The 19,467-nt window shown below is 63.4% G+C and carries 18 protein-coding genes; 10 read left to right on the top strand and 8 right to left on the bottom strand.

Features of this window, described 5'->3' with window-relative positions:
* Positions 1-20: 20 nt before the first annotated feature.
* Together ACWNZ3_RS10825 and ACWNZ3_RS10820 are read right to left on the bottom strand one after the other, a co-directional pair.
* On the bottom strand, positions 21-1,892 hold the full coding sequence (locus ACWNZ3_RS10825; RefSeq protein WP_496899940.1) for a phosphatidylglycerol lysyltransferase domain-containing protein: 1,872 nt from the start codon (positions 1,890-1,892) through the stop codon (positions 21-23).
* Between the two features lie 162 nt (positions 1,893-2,054).
* Positions 2,055-2,372, bottom strand: a complete 318-nt coding sequence (locus ACWNZ3_RS10820) for a DUF1476 domain-containing protein (protein ID WP_269361787.1) — start codon at positions 2,370-2,372, stop codon at positions 2,055-2,057.
* A 176-nt stretch (positions 2,373-2,548) separates the two neighbouring features.
* On the opposite strand from ACWNZ3_RS10820, the gene purC reads away from it, so the two are divergent.
* The 5 genes from purC (at position 2,549) to ACWNZ3_RS10795 (ending at position 7,411) form a co-directional block, all read left to right on the top strand.
* Positions 2,549-3,310: a phosphoribosylaminoimidazolesuccinocarboxamide synthase gene (gene purC / locus ACWNZ3_RS10815; protein ID WP_114277317.1), complete on the top strand. Its 762-nt coding sequence runs from the start codon at positions 2,549-2,551 to the stop codon at positions 3,308-3,310.
* Between the two features lie 67 nt (positions 3,311-3,377).
* Positions 3,378-3,608 carry a phosphoribosylformylglycinamidine synthase subunit PurS gene (purS, locus tag ACWNZ3_RS10810; RefSeq protein ID WP_269361789.1) on the top strand — a complete coding sequence of 77 codons (231 nt, stop codon included), beginning with the start codon at positions 3,378-3,380 and terminating at the stop codon, positions 3,606-3,608.
* The gene (purQ, locus tag ACWNZ3_RS10805; RefSeq protein ID WP_269361790.1) at positions 3,608-4,276 is read left to right on the top strand and encodes a phosphoribosylformylglycinamidine synthase subunit PurQ; all 669 of its coding nucleotides are present in this window, start codon (positions 3,608-3,610) and stop codon (positions 4,274-4,276) included. Before purS ends, purQ begins: the two co-directional genes overlap by 1 nt.
* Before the next feature lie 36 nt (positions 4,277-4,312).
* Positions 4,313-6,070 carry a sensor histidine kinase gene (locus tag ACWNZ3_RS10800; RefSeq protein ID WP_269361792.1) on the top strand — a complete coding sequence of 586 codons (1,758 nt, stop codon included), beginning with the start codon at positions 4,313-4,315 and terminating at the stop codon, positions 6,068-6,070.
* A gap of 6 nt (positions 6,071-6,076) precedes the next feature.
* Complete coding sequence (locus ACWNZ3_RS10795; RefSeq protein WP_114277313.1) at positions 6,077-7,411, top strand: sigma-54-dependent transcriptional regulator; 1,335 nt, start codon at positions 6,077-6,079, stop codon at positions 7,409-7,411.
* An 89-nt stretch (positions 7,412-7,500) separates the two neighbouring features.
* On the opposite strand, the gene ACWNZ3_RS10790 is transcribed toward ACWNZ3_RS10795, so the two are convergent.
* Positions 7,501-7,791, bottom strand: a complete 291-nt coding sequence (locus ACWNZ3_RS10790; protein WP_269361794.1) for a hypothetical protein — start codon at positions 7,789-7,791, stop codon at positions 7,501-7,503.
* A 557-nt stretch (positions 7,792-8,348) separates the two neighbouring features.
* Here ACWNZ3_RS10790 and ACWNZ3_RS10785 point away from each other — a divergent pair.
* A complete protein-coding gene (locus ACWNZ3_RS10785) occupies positions 8,349-11,405 on the top strand; it encodes an Rne/Rng family ribonuclease (RefSeq protein WP_496899939.1) in 3,057 nt (1,018 codons plus the stop codon).
* Between the two features lie 71 nt (positions 11,406-11,476).
* Here the strand turns inward: ACWNZ3_RS10785 and ACWNZ3_RS10780 are convergent, their stop codons facing one another.
* Positions 11,477-11,704, bottom strand: coding sequence for a sulfurtransferase TusA family protein (locus tag ACWNZ3_RS10780; RefSeq protein ID WP_274577354.1), 228 nt, complete (start codon positions 11,702-11,704; stop codon positions 11,477-11,479).
* 93 nt (positions 11,705-11,797) lie between these two features.
* Here ACWNZ3_RS10780 and ACWNZ3_RS10775 point away from each other — a divergent pair, with 93 nt between their 5' ends.
* From ACWNZ3_RS10775 to ACWNZ3_RS10760, 4 genes are all read left to right on the top strand, one after another.
* Entirely contained in the window at positions 11,798-12,550 is a 753-nt protein-coding gene (locus ACWNZ3_RS10775) for a cytochrome c biogenesis CcdA family protein (protein WP_114277309.1), read from the top strand.
* Between the two features lie 696 nt (positions 12,551-13,246).
* Entirely contained in the window at positions 13,247-14,494 is a 1,248-nt protein-coding gene (locus ACWNZ3_RS10770) for a hypothetical protein (protein WP_496899938.1), read from the top strand.
* Complete coding sequence (locus ACWNZ3_RS10765) at positions 14,491-15,843, top strand: cytochrome P450 (protein ID WP_496899937.1); 1,353 nt, start codon at positions 14,491-14,493, stop codon at positions 15,841-15,843. Before ACWNZ3_RS10770 ends, ACWNZ3_RS10765 begins: the two co-directional genes overlap by 4 nt.
* A 118-nt stretch (positions 15,844-15,961) precedes the next feature.
* A complete protein-coding gene (locus tag ACWNZ3_RS10760; RefSeq protein ID WP_496899936.1) occupies positions 15,962-16,855 on the top strand; it encodes a fructose bisphosphate aldolase in 894 nt (297 codons plus the stop codon).
* A 521-nt stretch (positions 16,856-17,376) separates the two neighbouring features.
* Here the strand turns inward: ACWNZ3_RS10760 and ACWNZ3_RS10755 are convergent.
* From ACWNZ3_RS10755 to fumC, 4 genes are read right to left on the bottom strand one after another with little or no spacing between them, the layout of a single operon-like run.
* Positions 17,377-17,640 (bottom strand): N-(5'-phosphoribosyl)anthranilate isomerase, encoded by a 264-nt coding sequence (locus tag ACWNZ3_RS10755; RefSeq protein WP_496899935.1) that lies wholly within the window; start codon positions 17,638-17,640, stop codon positions 17,377-17,379.
* A gap of 18 nt (positions 17,641-17,658) precedes the next feature.
* Positions 17,659-17,883: a ribbon-helix-helix domain-containing protein gene (locus ACWNZ3_RS10750; RefSeq protein ID WP_269361808.1), complete on the bottom strand. Its 225-nt coding sequence runs from the start codon at positions 17,881-17,883 to the stop codon at positions 17,659-17,661.
* Entirely contained in the window at positions 17,880-18,056 is a 177-nt protein-coding gene (locus tag ACWNZ3_RS10745; RefSeq protein ID WP_269361810.1) for a DUF4169 family protein, read from the bottom strand. Before ACWNZ3_RS10745 ends, ACWNZ3_RS10750 begins: the two co-directional genes overlap by 4 nt.
* Positions 18,053-19,444, bottom strand: coding sequence for a class II fumarate hydratase (gene fumC / locus ACWNZ3_RS10740; protein WP_274575473.1), 1,392 nt, complete (start codon positions 19,442-19,444; stop codon positions 18,053-18,055). Before fumC ends, ACWNZ3_RS10745 begins: the two co-directional genes overlap by 4 nt.
* Positions 19,445-19,467 lie beyond the last annotated feature (23 nt).

The raw sequence follows: 19,467 nt of genomic DNA, 5'->3' as shown, positions 1-19,467 counted from the left end.
CGCGTGGTTCCCTGCCTATTTCACGCAGCCCGCTCTGGGGCAAGTTCATATTCTTCATCACCGTCATGAAGCGGGCCACCACCCGCCAGCGCGGGCGGATGATGGATCTCGCGGGTGAGATCGGCCAGGCAGAGCGCCAGCGCCGCACGGCTTGGTGCCGCGACATAGCGGGGCGACCAATGGGGGGCGAAACCGGATTTGAACTGCCGCAGCCCTGCGGCACCGGCGCGCGCCAGCAGCGGCGCGCGCATGGGGGCGAGCAGCGGATGCGCCAGCGCCGGAATATCCGGCACCGCGGCAAGGCTGAAGCCGCTTGACCCGTCGGCACGCGCCGCCTCCAGCGCGGCGATCACCAGCGCCTGCATCGTCCCGGCGGGGGCTTCCGCCGACAGGCGCATCAGGTCCAGCGCCCTGTCATGGGCGCCCGCGTGGAAGCTGGCAAAGCCCAGCAACCTGTCATCCTGCCAGGCCAGAAAGACCTGCTGACCCGCGATGTAATCGGGGCAGAACCGCCCCATGGTGCCGCCCCGCGCGGGGCCGTTGCGGCGCTGCCAGCAGGCATCAATCGCCGCCATCGGCCCCAGCGGCAGCACCCCGGCCTGCTGCACAAGGACCCCGGCCTTTGCCGCCTGACGCAGCTTGCGGCGCAGGCCCCGGCAGGCGGGTTGGTGCAGATCGAAGGCCTGCGGGTCCAGCAGCGCCTCCTGCGCGATGCGCAGCACCTGCCAGCCCGCCGACCGGACAAGCGCTGCCTCGCGCGCGGTGCATTTGTACAGGCAGGCCAGCCGGTTGTCGTGCCGCGCGCGGCGCTGCAGCGCGGTGAGGGACGCAACAGTCGCCAGCGGCGCGGCACCGGGCAGCACGACCAGCGCCTGACCGCAGCGCCACAGCGCCATGTCACTGCCGCCCAGCCGCGCGACCCGGCCACCGTTCTGCCGCATGAGGCCCAGTTCCGCGCGCCCTTCATGCCGGGCGCGCGGCACGGGTGTCGGCGGCAGGTCCAGCGACAAGGGGCGGAGCAGGGCGAGCGCGCCAAGGACGGCGGGCAGCGCATAGTAAAGCCCGCGATAGCCCATGATCGCGCCGATCAGCATGGCATCCGGGACCTGCGGCAAGAGGCTGAGCAGGACCAGTTCAAAGGGGCCGACCCCGCCCGGCGCACCGGACAGCAGCCCGGCCCCATAGGCCAGCAGGAAGACCGGGACAAAGCTGCCGAAACCCAGGGTGCCTGGCGGGATCAGCAGGTAGAGGACCAGCGCCGCCGCCAGCAGGTCCAGCGCCGCCCAGAGCAGGATGGCACCAAGTGCCAGCAGTGTCGGCAGGGCAGCGCGCCAGCGCGCCTTACGCGGGCGCGGACCAAAAGCCATCAGCCCCGTACAGAGCGGCAGACCGGCCAGCGCAACCATGGCAGGCAGTGTGGTCCAGCCCGGCGCGGGCAGAACGACGCAGGCCAGCGCGGTGATCCAGAGCCAGGCGGCCAGAAAGCTGAGCGACACAAAGACCGAAAGCTGTAACGCGCGGCGAAACCCCAGACCGGGCAACAGGCGGTGGCGCACCAGCGCCCCGGTGATCACGCCAAAGCCGAGGGTCTGGGCCAGGGCAATGGCCATGGTGCCGCTCAGCCGGGCGACCCGTGGCGGCACCCGGGTGCCGAAATGGCGGTGCGACAAACCGTCATAGCGCCCCACGGCCCAGAAACCGATCGCAACGCAACCCAGCGCCAGCAGGATGTTGACCGCGCCAATGCCGGACAGGCTGGCGGGCAGGGCGGCGGGCATGTCATCGCCCACCTGCTGACGGACCAGCCAAAGACAGCCCGCCGTAAGGGCCAGCGGCACAACAAAACGTGCCCCCCGCGCCAGATGCCGCGATGCCACCGCGATACTTGCCATGATCCCATGTCCCCCATGCCTTGCCTGCGGGGCGACAATAGGGGGCGGTGGCGGTCAAAAGGTTAAACCGCCGCCATCACAAACAAAAACGCGCCTTCCATTTGAATGAAAGACGCGTTGAATTTTCAAGCCTTTGCAGCGGGTTTATGGCGGGTTCCGGTTTCAGTCGGTCTCGTTCAGGATCTGGGCCTTGGCCTCGGTCATCAGGGCGGCCATCCGGGCGCGGATCGTCGCCTCGTCCGCCTTGTCGCCCAGATCGCCCGAGACCTTGCGAAAGACGTCTTCGTGGCCTGCTTCCTCGAAGTCCGCCTTGACCACCTCGCGGGCATATGCCTGCGCCGCATCGCCGGTCTTGCCCATCAACTCCGCCGCCCAGAGGCCCAGCAGCTTGTTGCGCCGTGCCTCGGCCTTGAACTGCATTTCCGCGTCATGGGCAAATTTGCTCTCGAACGCTTTTTCGCGGTCTTTCATCGTGGTCATCGGGTTCTCTCCCTGGCAATGATCGTTCTGAATTTAAATGTGGGTGCTGGGGCGGACGGGCGCAAGGGAAAACCGGCCCAAGGCGTGCTTGCGGTGTGCGCACCCATAGACTAAGAGGAGCGCAAACGGGCCTTGCTTCTCTTCTTGCGGCTGGCCCCCTTGCGGAAAGGACGCCCATGGCCCGGCGCACCAAGATTTACGAAGGCAAAGCGAAAATCCTCTACGAAGGCCCCGAACCCGGCACCATCGTTCAGTACTTCAAGGACGACGCCACCGCCTTCAACGCGCAGAAGAAAGACGTGATCGAAGGCAAGGGCGTGTTGAACAACCGCCTGAGCGAATTTTTCATGACCGGGCTGAACCAGATCGGGGTGCCCACGCATTTCATCAAGCGTCTGAACATGCGCGAACAGCTGGTGCGCCAGTGCGAGATCATTCCGCTGGAAGTCATCGTGCGCAATTTCGCCGCCGGGACCATGGCCAAGCGGCTGGGGATCGAGGAAGGGCTGCAGCTGCCGCGCCCGATCGTCGAATATTGCTACAAGGACGACAAGCTGGGCGATCCGCTGGTCACCGAGGAACATATCGCGGCCTTTGGCTGGGCCAGCCAGCAGGACATGGACGATATCCTGAGCCTCGCCCTGCGGGTGAACGACTTCCTCAGCGGTGTGATGATGGCGGTCGGTATCAAGCTGGTGGATTTCAAGATCGAGATCGGCCGAGTCTATGACGGTGATTTCCAGCGCCTGATCGTCGCCGACGAGATCAGCCCGGACAGCTGTCGGCTGTGGGACATCGAGACCGGCCAGAAGCTGGACAAGGATGTGTTCCGCCGTGACCTTGGCTCGCTGACCGACGCCTATACCGAAGTGGCGCGGCGGCTGGGTGTGATGCCCAAGTCCTCCACGCCGATTTCCAAACCGAAGCTCATCAACTGAGGCGGAAGACAATCAGGGCGGGCAGGGCGCCTGCGTATTTTGGCATAAAGAAGCGAGGGGACGCGCCATGAAAGCACGGGTGCATGTGATGTTGAAGAACGGGGTTCTGGACCCCCAGGGCGAGGCCGTGCGTCATGCGCTTGGCGCGCTTGGCTTTGACGGGGTGAACGGGGTGCGCCAGGGCAAGGTGATCGAACTGGACCTGGCCGAGGGCACCACCGAGGCCGATGTCACGGCCATGTGCGAAAAGCTGTTGGCCAATACGGTGATCGAATCCTACGCCGTGGAACTGACCTGATGCGCGCGGCGGTTGTCGTCTTTCCCGGATCGAACTGCGACCGCGACCTTGCGGTGGCCTTTCGCGCCGCCGGGGCCGAGGTCGAGATGGTCTGGCACAAGGACAGCGCGCTGCCCGAAGGGATCGACATGGTCGGCATTCCCGGCGGCTTTTCCTATGGCGACTACCTGCGCTGCGGCGCCATTGCCGCGCAATCGCCGATCTGCGGCGCGGTCAGGGCCCATGCAGAGCGGGGCGGCTATGTGCTGGGGGTCTGCAACGGCTTTCAGGTGCTGACGGAAACCGGGCTGCTGCCGGGTGCGCTGCTGCGCAATGCGGGGCTCAAGTACATCTGCAAGACCGTGGGTCTGAAGGTGGAGACATCGCAGAGCGATTTCACCTCCGCCTATAACGCCGGTGACGTGATCGACATTCCCATCGCACATCATGACGGCAATTACTTTGCCGATGCCGATACCATCGCCCGGCTGCAGGACGAAGACCGCGTCGCCTTTACCTATACCGACAACCCCAACGGGGCGCAGGCCGATATCGCCGGCATCCTGTCACCGAACCGCAGGGTGCTGGGCATGATGCCGCATCCGGAGCGGGCGGCGGATGCGGGGCATGGCGGAACCGACGGGGTGGCGCTCTTCCGCGCATTGGCAGGGGCGCTGGCCACGGCCTGACTTGAGTGCGCGGTGCCTTGCGCGTAAATTGCGCAGATGGCGGAAGCAACAGACAAACGACGAACCTTGACGGTCTCCTGGCGGGTCCGGGTGGCCATTGGCGTGCTGATGTTGCTGGCGGTGGCCGTGATCTCGGTCACCAACAGCCTGCTGACCGACCGTTTTACCGACAGCACCCGCAGCCGCGCGGAACTGCGGATTGCGCTTTATTCGGGAAACCTGCTGGCCGAATTGCGCCAGAACGCCATTGTGCCGCAGCTGCTGGCGCGTGACCCCACGCTGATCGGCGCGCTGCAGACGGCAGATTATTCGCTTTCCACCCAACGGCTGATCTCCTTTGTCGAGGAAATCGGAGCCGCCTCGCTGATGCTTTATGATCTGGACGGGCGCACCGTGGCTGCAACCGACCGCAACCGGCTGGGATCGAACCATCGGTCGAATGCCTATTTTGTCGATGCGATCCGGTCGAATGCCACCATCTTCAGCACCATCAAGGTGGATGGCGGCGGCTATAAGTTCATGTATTCACGGCGGATTCAGGATGGCGGCACCACGCTGGGGGTGATTGCCGTCGAGGTGGATCTGCAAAAGTTCGAACGCGCCTGGGCGGGCATTTCGGATGCGGTGATCGTGATGGACAGCGCCGGAGAGATCATTCTGGCGACCGAGCCGCGCTGGCGTGGCCGGACCGAGCCCGAGGCGCTGTCGACCCAGCCCGCGCGCAGCGCCATCGAACGCGCGATCAAGGTGACCGCGGACTGGACCGCGCTGCCGCCCGATGCCTATCTGCAGGGCGAGGCGGTGATGCGGCTGGAGAACAAGATCCCGTTCCGGGGCTGGCGCATGACCAGCTACACCACCTATGCCTCGGTCCGCGAGAAGGTGAACGGCGTGCTGGCGCTGGAGGTGATGGCATTTGCCATCCTGCTGGCGCTGGCCTTCTACTTCCTCAGCCGCCGCACGGCGGGCAGGCTGGCGATTTTCCAGCGTGAGTCGGCCAAGCTGCGGGCGCTGAACGCCGCCCTGCAGCGGGAAATCGCCGAGCGCAAAAGGGTGCAGGAAACCCTGGCGGTGGCCGAACAGACGCTGGAACAATCCAGCAAACTGGCGGCGCTGGGGGAAATGTCGGCCGCGGTGAGCCATGAGTTGAACCAGCCGCTGGCCGCGATGAAGACCTATCTTGCCGGCGCGCGGCTGCTGTTGCGGCGCAACCGGCCCGAGGAGGCGCTGTCCTCTTTCGGGCGCATCGACGATCTGATCGAGCGGATGGGGGCGATCACCCGGCAGCTGAAATCCTATGCCCGCAAGGGGCAGGAGGCGTTTTCACCGGTGGATATGGCGGCGGCACTTGCCTCAAGCCTGTCGATGATGGAACCGCAGCTGCGCCAGCGGCAGGTGCAGATCAGCCGCATCCTGCCCGATGCGCCGGTGATGGTCATGGGCGACCGGATGCGGATTGAACAGGTGATGGTCAACCTCTTGCGCAATGCGCTCGACGCCACCAAGTCTGAAAGGAACCCGCATGTGGAGATCATGCTGAGCGCGGGTGAGACGGCGACACTGACAGTGCGCGACAACGGGCCGGGGATCGAGGACCTCGACGCGCTGTTCGAACCGTTCTACACGACCAAACAGCCCGGCGACGGCGTTGGTCTGGGCCTTGCCATCTCAAGCGGGATCGTGACCGATCTGGGCGGAAGGCTGACGGCTCGGAACGGACAGGGCGGTGGCGCAGTTTTTGAAATGCAACTGCCCATTCTGGGCGATACGAACAATATGGAAGCGGCGGAGTAAACGGCTATGGCACAGGCAATGAAGATCGCGATTGTCGATGACGAACAGGACATGCGGCAGTCGATCAGCCAGTGGCTGGCGCTGTCGGGATATGACACGGAGACTTTCGGGTCGGCCGAGGATGCGCTGAAGAAGCTGGGACCGGATTACCCCGGCATCGTGATTTCGGACATCAAGATGCCCGGCATGGACGGCATGCAGTTCCTGAAAAAGCTGATGGGCAATGACAGCGCGCTGCCGGTGATCATGATCACCGGGCATGGCGATGTGCCGATGGCGGTCGAGGCGATGCGCGTCGGGGCCTTCGACTTTCTCGAAAAACCCTTCAACCCGGACCGGATGAACGAACTCGCCAAGAAGGCGACCCTGGCGCGGCGGCTGGTGATGGACAACCGCGCGCTGCGGCGTGAACTCTCCGACGGCGGCCAGCTGATGAAAAAGCTGATCGGCCAGAGCCCGGTGATGGAGCGTCTGCGCGAGGATATCCTTGATCTGGGGCAGGCCGATGGCCATGTGCTGATCGACGGCGAAACCGGCACCGGCAAGACGCTGGTGGCCCATGCGCTGCATGCGGTTGGCAGCCGCGCAGGCAAGAAATTCGTGCTGGTCAGCTGCGGCGCGCTGGAGGAGGACGCGCTGAGCAAGCGGCTGTTTGGCCCGATGCTGCCCGAGGACACGCAGCTGCCCGCCATCGAAGAGGCGCGCGGCGGCACCCTGGTGCTGGAGGACATAGAAGCGCTGTCGGAAACATTGCAGGCGCGTCTGCTGAGCGTGATCAACGAACAGGGCACCCCGGCGGAAACCCGGATCGTGGCGATCTCCAACCTGCAGGAAGCGGGCCGCACCTCGGAAGATGCGCTGCGGTCGGATCTGTTCTACCGCCTTGCGGCGCTCAGGATCACCGTGCCGCCGCTGCGCCAGCGGGGAGAGGATATCCTGACGCTGTTCACCCGGTTGTCGGACCAGTTTGCCGATGAATATGGCTGTGACGCGCCGCAGGTCAGCGCGCAGGAGGCCGCGCAGCTGTTGCAGGCGCCCTGGCCGGGCAATGTGCGTCAGCTGATCAATGTGGCGGAACGTGCGGTGCTGCAATCGCGGCGCGGCTCGGGGACCATCGCATCGCTGCTGATGTCCGATCATGACGAGATGCAGCCGGTGATGACCACGGAAGGCAAGCCGCTGAAGGAATATGTGGAAGCCTTCGAGCGGATGCTGATCGACAACACGATGCGCCGCCACAAGGGCTCCATCGCCAGCGTGATGGACGAGCTTTGCCTGCCCCGGCGCACCCTGAACGAGAAGATGGCCAAATACGGGCTGCAACGTTCGGACTATCTGTAACCCTGACGCATCAGGCCGCCCATGGGGCGGCCTGATGGAAATTCTTTCAAAAGAATTTGCCCGGAATTTTTGAAAATTCCGGCCCCCGGTCAGCCCCGGCGGTTTTCCACGATGGTCTGTGCCTGGCCTTCGTCATTGGTGAAGCAGGTCCAGTAGGGGGCGTTGGGCACATTCACGATATACTGGTTGATCTCGATGATCGGGATTGTCGTGTTGATGGCGGCACCGCTCACACCGGTTTCCTTCTCCACCGCCGCTATGCAGCTCTTGGTGGCGCGCAATTCCGCCCGCGCAACCGGGTCATTGGCCACGGCAACCTCGTCACAGGCGACAAGCGCCAGCAGTGACAGGAAAAGGGCGGGGCGCAGAAATCTTGGCATGGCAGGTCCTTTGGTATCAGGGCGACCGGCAGAGGGCCGCAAAATGCAATTTGGCGCGTGCACCGTGCAGCCGGTTTGCGCGCAGGGACTGTCCCCAAGCGGCTGCGTGTTGTCAAGCTTTGCCCGGGTTTCAACTCCATTCGATATAAACGGGGACGATTGCCCATTGTCATTTGCCCCCCAAACCTCTTAACTGCACAGAGGGTGGACTGGAGCGTCAATGCGCCAATCCGACACCCCGCAATGAGTTTCGCTGTTTTCGCGCGCCCCACCGGGGACGCCTGAACAGGCCGATTGGGCCGGAAACGGCCAAAGAACCGCTGACGGTCCGGGCAATGCCCCCTGAAAAACCGCAGTAAATAATGGGTATGGCCCCTTTCGGGGGATTCATATCGGAGAAGAAACGCGATGACGCGCGCGAGTGCCAAGAGCAGACGATCAGAGGCCGGTTCCGGCCCCGTTTTTGCGCCGTCCCCCATCGCCCTGACAAGTCTCATCACGCAGCCCCTGGCGCCCCCCGGGCAGGCAGCGGCGCGCGTGTTGTGCAAAGTGGATTTATGCCTAAGAAAATGCTTATCGATGCCACCCACGCGGAAGAAACCCGTGTCGTGGTCGTGGACGGAAACAAGGTTGAGGAGTTCGATTTTGAATCCGAAAACAAACGCCAGCTTGCTGGCAACATCTATCTCGCAAAGGTAACACGGGTCGAACCGTCGCTGCAGGCGGCGTTTATCGATTATGGCGGCAACCGTCACGGTTTCCTCGCCTTTTCGGAGATTCATCCCGATTACTACCAGATTCCCGTAGCCGACCGTCAGGCGCTGCTGGAAGAGGAACGCGCCTATGCCGAGGCACAGGCGGCCCGCGAGGAAGAGGAGGACAAGCCCAAGCGGTCGTCCTCCCGGTCGCGGTCGCGCAGCCGGTCCAGTTCCAAGGCGGCGGATGTCACAACCCAGGATGCAACAACATCCAGTGATATCAACGGCATGGAAACCGTCGATCTGTCCGAGGATGACGAGGTCGATGTGCGCGAGGACGAGGCTTCCTCTCCGATGGAGCGGGTTGGCGAGACTCCGGTTGAAACGCCTGCCGTCGGCGAAGACGAGCAGGACGACGACCGCAGCGATGAAGACCGCAATGATGACGGTGCCGAAAACGGCGATGCCTCCGAAAACGATGACAGCGGTGAAGAGGACGGCGCTGACGCGCGCGGCAATGACAACAGTGGCGATGCTTCGGACAAGGACGACAGTATCGAATCCGTTGCCGAGGAAGACGACAGCGAAGACATCCGCCCGGTGCGCAAGCCCCGGCCCAAGCGCTACAAGATCCAGGAAGTCATCAAGGTCCGTCAGATCCTGCTGGTTCAGGTCGTCAAGGAAGAGCGTGGCAACAAGGGTGCGGCGCTGACCACCTATCTGTCGCTGGCGGGCCGGTACTGCGTGCTGATGCCGAACACCGCCCGTGGCGGCGGCATTTCGCGCAAGATCACCAATGCGGCGGACCGCAAGAAGCTCAAGGAAATCGCAAACGAGATCAAGGTTCCCCAGGGGGCCGGGCTGATCGTGCGCACCGCCGGGGCGAAACGCACCAAGGCCGAGATCAAGCGTGATTACGAATACCTGCAGCGCCTGTGGGAACAGATCCGCGAGCTGACGCTGAAAAGCATGGCACCCGCCAAGATCTATGAGGAAGGCGACCTGATCAAACGCTCGATCCGCGACCTTTACAACCGCGACATCGACGAGATCCATGTGGAGGGCGAGCGCGGCTACCGCATCGCCAAGGACTTCATGAAGATGATCATGCCGTCCCATGCCAAGAACGTGAAACGCTATGAGGAGCGGCTGCCGCTGTTTGCCCGCTACCAGGTGGAAACCTATCTCAGCGGCATGTTCAATCCGACGGTGCAGCTGCCGTCGGGCGGCTATATCGTGATCGGCGTGACAGAGGCGCTGGTGGCGATCGACGTGAACTCCGGCCGGGCGACCAAGGAAGGCTCGATCGAGCAGACCGCGCTCAAGACCAACCTGGAGGCTGCTGACGAAGTGGCGCGCCAGCTGCGTCTGCGTGACCTCGCGGGGCTGATCGTGATCGACTTCATCGACATGGACGAGCGCAAGAACAACGCCGCCGTCGAGAAGCGGATGAAAGACAAGCTCAAGACCGACCGCGCGCGCATCCAGATTGGCCGCATTTCGGGCTTTGGCCTGATGGAAATGTCGCGTCAGCGTCTGCGCCCCGGCATGATCGAGGCGACGACGCAGCCCTGCCAGGCCTGTCATGGCACCGGTCTGATCCGCAGCGACGACAACCTTGCGCTGTCGATCATCCGCCAGATCGAGGAAGAAGGCACGCGCCGCCGGTCCCGTGAGGTGCTGATCAAGGCACCGGTGGCCATCGCGAACTTCCTGATGAACCAGAAACGCGAACATGTCGCGCAATGCGAGGCGCGCTATGGCATGTCGGTGCGGATCGAGGGTGATCCGCATCTGATCAGCCCTGAGTTCAGCATGGAAAAATTCAAGACCGCGACACGGGTCGTGCCGCCGGCCAACCATGTGGTATCTGTCGATACCTCGCTGATGGACAAGATCGACGAGGATGACGCCGCCGCCGCGGAAGCGGCGGAACGGGCCGGGGAGGATGCCGTCGAGGAGACAGATGATGGCGGCGGGCAGAGCCAGTCCAGGGGATCTTCCTCTGACAAGGGGTCGTCCTCTGACGGTGAAGGCAAGCCCAAGCGGCGTCGCAGGCGCCGGCGGAGCCGGTCCAAGAGCAAGTCGAACGGCGATTATCAGAATGGCGATCAATCCTCCGATGACAATGACTCGGATGATGAGGATCAATCTTCGGATGCCGATGCAGGCCAGGTAAGTCAGAGCGCCGCATCCGCTGAGGATGCGGCCACCGCAGGAGAGCCTGCGGCAGAGGAGGCCAAGGCCAGCGCAGAACCGGTCGAGGCGGAGACCAAGAAGAAACCCTCCACCCGCAGCCGGTCGCGCAGCACATCTGCCAAGGCGAAAGCCGAGGCCGAAGCTGCGCTCGATGCGGATGCCAGGACTTCGGCACCTGCGGAAGCCGGGGAAGCAGCGGATGCCGAGGCGGCGCCGAAGCCCAAGCCGAAAACCACCCGTTCGCGCAGCACGTCCAAGGCCAAGACTGCGCCAGCGGCGGATGACACTGCCAAGGAGGCCGCAACCAAGGAAACCACGGGCAAGGAAACCACGGCCAAGACCACTACGGCCAATACCACTACGGCCAATGAGACCCCTGCCAAGGAAACCGCGGCCAAGCCGAAAACCACCCGCAGCCGGGCCAAGCCGAAACCCAAGGTTGATCCCAAGGCGGAGACTGCGGCGGCACCGGTCGAGGCGGCAACGCCGGAAGCCGTGGCCGAGGAAAAGCCGGAGGTGACGCCAAGCGTGGCACCGGTTGCACAGGCGGCATCGACCCCCAGCTTGTCAGCCGAGCCCGCACCCGAAGCGGCGGCGCCAGAACCCAAGGCGGCGGAGCCCGAAGCCAAGGCAGCTGAACCCGCGCCCGAGGCGGCACCGGAAGAGGTTGCCGAGAAAAAGCCGAAGAAACGCGGCTGGTGGTCGCTGGGCGGCTGACGCCGCAGCGCAGATCATGAATTATGGCGTCTGACGCCTAAAAAGAGGCGGGTCTTTGGGCCCGCCTTTTGCTATCCGCCCTTGCGCACGAGATAGAGCTGGGCGGCCCCGTCCTCGCGGGTTTCGACCAGGGTATGCCCCGCCTCGGCGCAGAAATGCGGCACGTCGATGATCGCGGCAGGATCATCCGCGCGCATGGCGATGCAATCGCCCGGTGACAGCGCGGACAGACGTTTGCGCAGTTTCAACACGGGCAGGGGGCAGAGCAGCCCGATGGCATCGAGGTCTTGTGTGATCATACCGCCGGGATAAGACAGATGTTACACCCCGTCCACAGGCTTGTGACCGGCGCGGGGCGTGACGCGGCTGCGCAACGGGGGTAAGGGTGGCGCATGTTTGGTATCGAACTCATAGATGCGGGTCTTTTCCCGGCGATGCTGGTGGCGCTTCTGGCGGGGGTGATCAGCTTTCTCAGCCCCTGTGTGCTGCCGATCGTGCCGCCCTATCTTGCCTATATGAGCGGCGTCAGTCTGGGCGATATGTCCAGTGTGGCTGCGGCGCGCAGGCGTGCGGTTGTGGCGGCGGTCTTCTTTGTTCTGGGGCTGAGCACGGTTTTCCTGATCCTGGGCTTCACCGCATCTGCATTTGGCGCGTTTTTCCTGCAAAATCAGGTGCTTTTCGCGCGAATCTCAGGTGTTGTGATCATTGTCTTCGGTCTGCATTTCCTTGGGCTGTTCCGCATTCCCTTTCTTGACCGCGAGGCGCGGCTTGACGCGGGTGACAAGGGCGGATCCAGCTTTGGCGCCTATGTGCTGGGGCTTGCCTTTGCCTTTGGCTGGACGCCCTGCATCGGGCCGCAGCTGGGGGCGATCCTGTCACTGGCGGCATCCGAGGCTTCCGTGACGCGTGGCACGCTGCTGCTGGGGATCTATGCGGCGGGGCTGGGCATTCCCTTTCTGCTGGCGGCGATGTTCATCACCCGTGCCATGGGGCTGATGAACCGGATCAAGCCGCATATGGGGCTGATCGAGCGGATCATGGGCATCCTGCTGGTGCTGGTGGGGCTGGCGATGCTGACCGGGGCTTTCTCCGGCTTTGCCTTCTGGTTGCTGGAGACTTTTCCGGCGCTGGGGTCGTTGGGCTGAGGGCCACTCCTGAGCGATTGCTGTTGTCTTGGTGTGGCATATGCCTCTGCCGCTTTATGCCCGGCATCTGCGGTCGCGGCAGCTTGCGATTGTCGTGCCTCAAATGAAGACATGTCATTTTTGACATGTCAGGCTGCTGAAAAAGCACGTTCCTGCACCCGCCCCCCCGAAACAACGAAATCGTTCTTCCACGACGCCAGCCACAACCCTTGGCGCGGGCTGAAAGCCCGGGCCGCGCCCGACCCTCCCCCCGGGAGGGCGCTTTTGGTGACTTCTCGTATCACACTGACAACATTGATATTTGTAAGGGAAGCGCTCCGAATGCACGTCTCAATGCGCCCTCCCAGGCTCGGGCGCGGCCCTTCGTTCGAAAACGTAACGCAGAGCGCAGAAGAACGATTTACCTCCGGCGGCAGCCGTTTCCGGGTTTGTCAGCAATCTGACATGTCAAATATGACATGTCTACCAAGACCGGTCTGAAATGACATGTCATCGCAGACCTGTATAGAATGACATGTCTTCGCGGAGCGGTATCAAACGGCCCGGCCGCGCAGAACCTTTCGGCATGATCCACCCAGTTTGCCATGCGCATGAGCGCCGGGAGGCACAGGGCCGATGGCCATGCCGCTTGCGCTAAAGCGCCTTACTCTCGCCTGGATTTCTGGCTAAACTCGCGCCAACAACGGGCGGCAGGCAATGAGCGAACAGGTGGAAAATCGGGTGGCGCGGCGGCGGGTGTTTTACATTCCCGGCTACGATCCGATCCATCCGCGCCGCTACCGGGAGTTGTATCGCAAGGAAAGCGCGGCCCAGGCGGCGATTTCGGGATATGAGATTGCCCTCAAGCCGAAACCCAAGGGTGGGAACTACGGCTGGCACGTCGATGCCACCATCGAGGCGGCACATGTCGCTGCGGATGTGGAGGTGCTGGTCTGGTCCGACATCGTGCGCGACAGCATGAGCAATTCGATCCCCGCCACATACCTGCAATTGCTGCGCACGGCCTGGGTCTATATTGCCTCCGGCGCACTCTGGCGGCTGATGAAGCTGCGCAAGGGGCCGGTGATCGCGGCACTCTATCCGGTGGGGATGCTGCTGGGGCAGTTGGGAATTGCGGTGGGCCTTGGCTGGTTGGCGGGCTTTGCGGTGGTCGCGCTGCAGCGCGGGTTCCTGCCGCAGGTTCCCACGGTGCTTGCAGTTGTCGCAGCGGCTGCCATCGGGGTTTTCCTGGCCGTCGCGTTGCTGCGCTGGTTCAAGAAGAAGGACAGCAGGTTCTTTGCCTATTACCTGATGCATGACTACGCCTATGGTGCCGCCACGCGCGGGGCCAATCCCGCCGCACTTGAAGCGCGGATGGCGGCATTTGGCGACAGCATCGCAGCGGCATTGCAGGAGGACGTGCAGGAAGTGCTGGTGGTGGGCCATTCATCGGGCGCGCATCTGGGGGTCTCGGTGCTGGCCGATCTGATCCGCGCGGGCCGGGCGCCGGATGACGGTCCTGCACTGTCCTTTCTGACGCTGGGGCAGGTGGTGCCGATGGTATCATTCCTGCCCGAAGCGCATCGGCTGCGGGCGGATTTGCAGTATCTCAGTGCCCGTGACGAGCTGACCTGGGTCGATGTCACCGCCCCCGGCGACGGCTGCGCCTTTGCGCTTTGCGATCCGGTGGCGGTGTCGGGCGTGGCCCCGGCGGGCAAGAAATGGCCGCTGGTGTTCTCTGCCGCCTTCACGCAGTCGCTCAGCCCCGCGCGCTGGAAGGAATTGCGCTGGCGGTTCTTCCGCCTGCATTTCCAGTACCTTTGCGCCTTTGACCGGCCAAAGGACTATGATTACTTCCAGATCACCGCAGGGCCCCGGACCCTTGCCGCGCGCTATGCCGGGCGGCCGCCGTCGAAATCGCGCATCGACCGCGCGGTCAACAAATACACGTCGCTGGCCGCATGAGCCTGCCGCCGAAGCCCGCCAGCCGCCCTGACAAGGTCTCGCTCTGGCGTTATGCGCGGCTGTTTCGCGCCGATATCCTGTCAGCGCAGCCCGCGCGGCTTTACCGCGCCTGGATGGCGGAGTTCCGCACGCCCTTCTTCCGCAGCTACCTGATGAACCAGCCCGAGCTGATCAAGACGGTGCTGAAGGACCGGCCCGATGATTTCCCCAAATCGGGCCGCATCGGCGAGGGGCTGCGCCCGCTGCTGGGCAATTCGGTGTTCCTGACCAATGGCGACACCTGGAAGCGCCAGCGCCGCATCATCGACCCGGCCTTTGAGGGGGGCCGCCTGCGCGAGACTTTTCCCGCCATGTGGGAGGCGGCAGAGGCGGCGGCGCAACGGCTGGCGCCCCATGCAGGCCAGGTGATCGAGATCGAGGCGGAGACCAGCCATGCCGCTGCCGATGTGATCTTTCGCACGCTGTTCTCGATCCCCATCGAACATCACCTGGCGCGGGAGGTGTTCGAGGAGTTCAAGACCTATCAGCGCAGCCAGCCGCTGCTGAATCTTGCCGCCTTTGTGCCGCTGCCGCGCTGGATGCCGCGTTTCTTTCGCCGCGGGACAAAGGCAAGCGCCGCCCGCATCCGCCGGCTGATCACCGCATTGACCAAAGGCCGGATGGCGGAGATTGCCACAGGCATCGCGCCTGACGATCTGGCGACCAAGATCATGACCACCGCCGACCCGGTGACCGGCGCGCGTTTTGACACCGAAGAGATGGTGGACCAGGTCGCCATCTTCTTCCTCGCAGGGCATGAAACCAGCGCCTCGGCCCTGGCCTGGACGCTGTATCTGCTGGCAACCCATCCTGACTGGCAGGACCGGCTGGCCGAAGAGGCGCAGGTGCTGGAGACCTGCGATTTTGCGGTGATGTCGAAACTCAGGCTCAGCCGCGATGTCTTTCGCGAGGCGCTGCGGCTTTATCCGCCCGTGCCGATGATGGTCCGGGAAAGCACCTGCCCGGAGCACTTCCGCGACCGCGATGTGAAACCCGGGGCGCAGCTGGTGCTCAGCCCCTGGCACCTGCACCGCCACGAAAGGCTGTGGGACAATCCGGATGGGTTCGACCCGGCGCGCTGGGGCACGGAAAACGGGCAGAAATGTCAGCGCGAGGCCTATATCCCCTTTTCCGCCGGGGCACGGGTCTGCACCGGGGCCGGCTTTGCCATGGTCGAGGGGCCGCTGATCCTGTCGCGCATCCTGCGCGATTACCGGGTGGCGGCGGTGCCGGGCAGGGTGCCTGTCCCCGTGGCGCATCTGACGGTGCGCTCTGAGCGCGGGATCTGGCTGCAGCTGACGCGCCGTTGAGGCACCCGGGCGCTTGCGGGGGCCGTTTGCGCTATCATCCGGCACGCTCTCTACCATCGGTCGCCGTCTTGTCTTATGAACGATGCTGACAGGAATCACAGGACAGGCGGAGCTCTTCATGGCGATCAATTCAGCACAAAAGATGCAGATGACCAGCGGCAAGGGGTTCATCGCGGCCCTGGATCAATCCGGCGGCTCGACCCCCAAGGCGCTGAGCCTCTATGGCGTTGAGCCCGAGGATTACAACGGCGACGAAGAGATGTTTGCCGCGATGCATGCCATGCGCGCCCGGATCATTCTGGCGGATGATTTCACCAGCGAGAAGGTGATTGGCGCAATCCTGTTCGAGCGGACCATGGATGCCGAGATCAACGGCAAGCCCGTTGCGCAGCTGCTGTGGGAAGACCGCCGGGTGGTGCCCTTCCTGAAGATCGACAAGGGTCTGGAAGAGACCGACCGCGATGTACAATTGCTGAAACCCATGCCCGGTCTGGAAGACCTGCTGGCCCGCGCGGCGGACAAGGGGATTTTCGGAACCAAGGAGCGTTCAGTTATCCATGCAGCGAACGAGGCGGGCATCGAGGCTGTTGTGGCGCAGCAGTTCGAAGTGGCCAGGACGGTCTGTGCGGCGGGACTTGTGCCGATCATCGAGCCGGAGGTGAACATCAACTCCGAAAGCAAGGCGGAGGCCGAAGAGATGCTGGCCCGCGCGCTGCTGGCACATGTTTCCGAGCTGGGACCGGACCAGCTGGTGATGCTGAAGCTGACGATCCCCGAAGAGGACGGCATCTATGACACGCTTGCCGGACATGACAATGTGCTGCGGGTGGTGGCGCTTTCGGGGGGCTATTCCACCGACGAGGCCTGCCGCCGTCTCAGCCGTAACCCGAAGATGATCGCGAGCTTCTCTCGTGCGCTGACCGAGGGTCTGAACGTGAAGATGTCGGATGCGGATTTCAACGCGGCACTGGGCGAGAATATCGGCAAGATCTACCGCGCTTCTGTCGGCTAGGGCGCCGGACTTTTCAAAAAGTCCGGTTCGTTTTCTTCAAAGAAAACGGGATTTGGTGCCTCTGGTCGGGGCAGGGGCAGTGAGGTGAGGCACTTCGGTTCGGACCGGTGGATGCGGACTTTTCAAAAAGTCCGGGCCGTTTTCTTCAAAGAAAACGGGATTTGGTGCCTCTGGTTGGGACATGGGCAGTGAGGTGAGCCTCTTCGGTTCGGACCGGGTGGATGCGGACTTTTCAAAAAGTCCGGTTCGTTTTCTTCAAAGAAAACGGGTTCTGGTGCCTCTGGTCGGAGCAGGGGCTGTGAGGTGGGTCACTTCGGTTCGGACCGGTGGATGCGGACTTTTCAAAAAGTCCGGGCCGTTTTCTTCAAAGAAAACGGGTTCTGGTGCGTCTGGTCGGAGCAGGGGCTGTGAGGTGAATCTCTTCGGCGAGGACCGGGTGGATGCGGACTTTTCAAAAAGTCCGGGCCGTTTTCTTCAAAGAAAACGATACAAGCCCAGCGGACTTTGCAAGCCCGATGCCTTCACAGGTTCGGCACGGATCTCCTTGAAAGAATGGGTCCGGAGGCGATCCGCACAGGTTCCTGATTGCAGAAGATCACCAGTTGCCCCGCATTCTCCAACGCCGAGAATCCCCTGCGGTTAAGTTCCTCCAGAAAGGCATCCAGCCCCACGTAACGCTCGATGTCCCTGATCTTGCGGCGCACCACGCCACCCTCGCGGGCCGCTTTCGAGCTGAAGACATGGGTCACCCAATGCTGCGGTGACATTTCCATCGGCAAAGACATGGCGCGAGCCTAGCGCAATCAAGGTAAACGATCCTTTAACCGGCGCAGCACAAACAGCCGGATGGCCGAGGCAAGGCCGGTGTCCACGTCACGTTCCGCGTCGATCTGCGCCACCAGCGCGTTGATCGGCTGGCCCTGGGACGCCGCAATGGCGCGGAACTCGTCCCAGAAGGCATCCTCCAGCGAGATGGAGGTCCGGTGCCCCTGCAGGGTCACCGAATGTTTGACAGGCCGGCCGCTCATGTCTCGCGTTTGTGGCCCTCCAGATTGCGCGCGATCTGCTCGGCGCGGGCCTTCAGCGCTTCTTTCTGCGCCTTGGTCTGTCCGAACTGTACCGCGTTTTCATCCGCGCGGGCCTTGCGGGACGCGCGGTTGCGTTCTTTCTTCACCTTGTTGAGGTTGATGGGGGCGCTCATTTGGGTCCAATCATCTGTTCCGGCCGCACCACGCGGTCGAAGGTTTCCGCATCCACGAAACCCAGCGCAATTGCCTCTTCCTTGAGGGTCGTGCCGTTCTTGTGGGCGGTCTTGGCGACCTTGGTCGCATTGTCATAGCCGATGGTGGGGGCCAGTGCGGTCACCAGCATCAGGCTTTCCTTCATCAGCTTGTCGATGCGCGCCTCGTTGGCCTTGGTGCCCACCACCATGTTGTCGGTGAAACTGCCCGCCGCATCGCCCAGCAGCTGCATGGACTGCAGCACGTTGTAGCTCATCATCGGGTTGTAGACGTTCAGCTCGAAATGGCCCTGCGAGCCTGCAAAGCCCACGGCGGCATCATTGCCCATCACATGGGCGCAGACCATGGTCAGCGCCTCGGCCTGGGTCGGGTTCACCTTGCCCGGCATGATCGACGATCCCGGCTCGTTTTCCGGCAGGATCAGCTCGCCCAGACCCGACCGCGGGCCGGAGCCCAGCAGGCGCATGTCATTGGCGATCTTGAACATGGAGGCCGCCACGGTCTTGAGCGCGCCGGAGAACATGACCATCGCGTCATGGGCGGCCAGTGCCTCGAACTTGTTGGGGGCGGTGACAAAGGGCAGGCCGGTGATATTGGCAATCTCGGCCGCGACCTTTTCGGCAAAGCCCTTGCGGGTGTTCAGACCGGTGCCGACGGCGGTGCCGCCCTGCGCCAGCTCATAGATGTCGGGCAGGCAGGCCTCGACCCGCGCGATGCCCTTGGCCATCTGATGCGCGTAGCCGCCGAATTCCTGGCCCAGGGTCAGCGGTGTCGCATCCTGGGTATGGGTGCGGCCGATCTTGATGATGTCCTTGAATTCCTCGGACTTGGCCGCAAGGGCGGTGTGCAGCTTGCGCAAGCCCGGCAGCAGCGTGTCGCGCGCCACCATGCCGATGGCCACATGCATCGCCGTGGGGAATGTGTCGTTCGATGACTGGCCCATGTTGCAGTGATCATTGGGGTGCACCGGGCTTTTCGAGGCCATCTGCCCGCCCATGATCTCGATCGCGCGGTTGGAGATGACCTCGTTCGCGTTCATGTTCGACTGGGTGCCGGAGCCGGTCTGCCAGACCACCAGCGGGAAGTTGTCGTCGAACTTGCCGTCGATCACCTCCTGTGCCGCCTGTTTGATCGCCGGGGCCAGTGCCGCGTCCAGATCGCCAAAGCCAAGGTTCACCTCGGCGCAGGCTTTCTTGATCACCCCCAGCGCCCGGATGATCGCAACCGGCTGGCGTTCCCAGCCGATGGGGAAGTTCATGATCGAGCGCTGGGTCTGCGCGCCCCAGTATTTGTCGGCGGGAACTTCGAGCGGGCCAAAGCTGTCGGTTTCGGTGCGGGTGTCGGCCATGTCGGGCTCCTGATGTCTTTGTC

The sequence above is a fragment of the Sulfitobacter sp. IGS-18 genome, assembly GCF_059628195.1.
The sequence above is the reverse complement of the archived record's forward strand: the minus strand, read 5'-3'. Positions and strand labels throughout refer to the sequence as shown.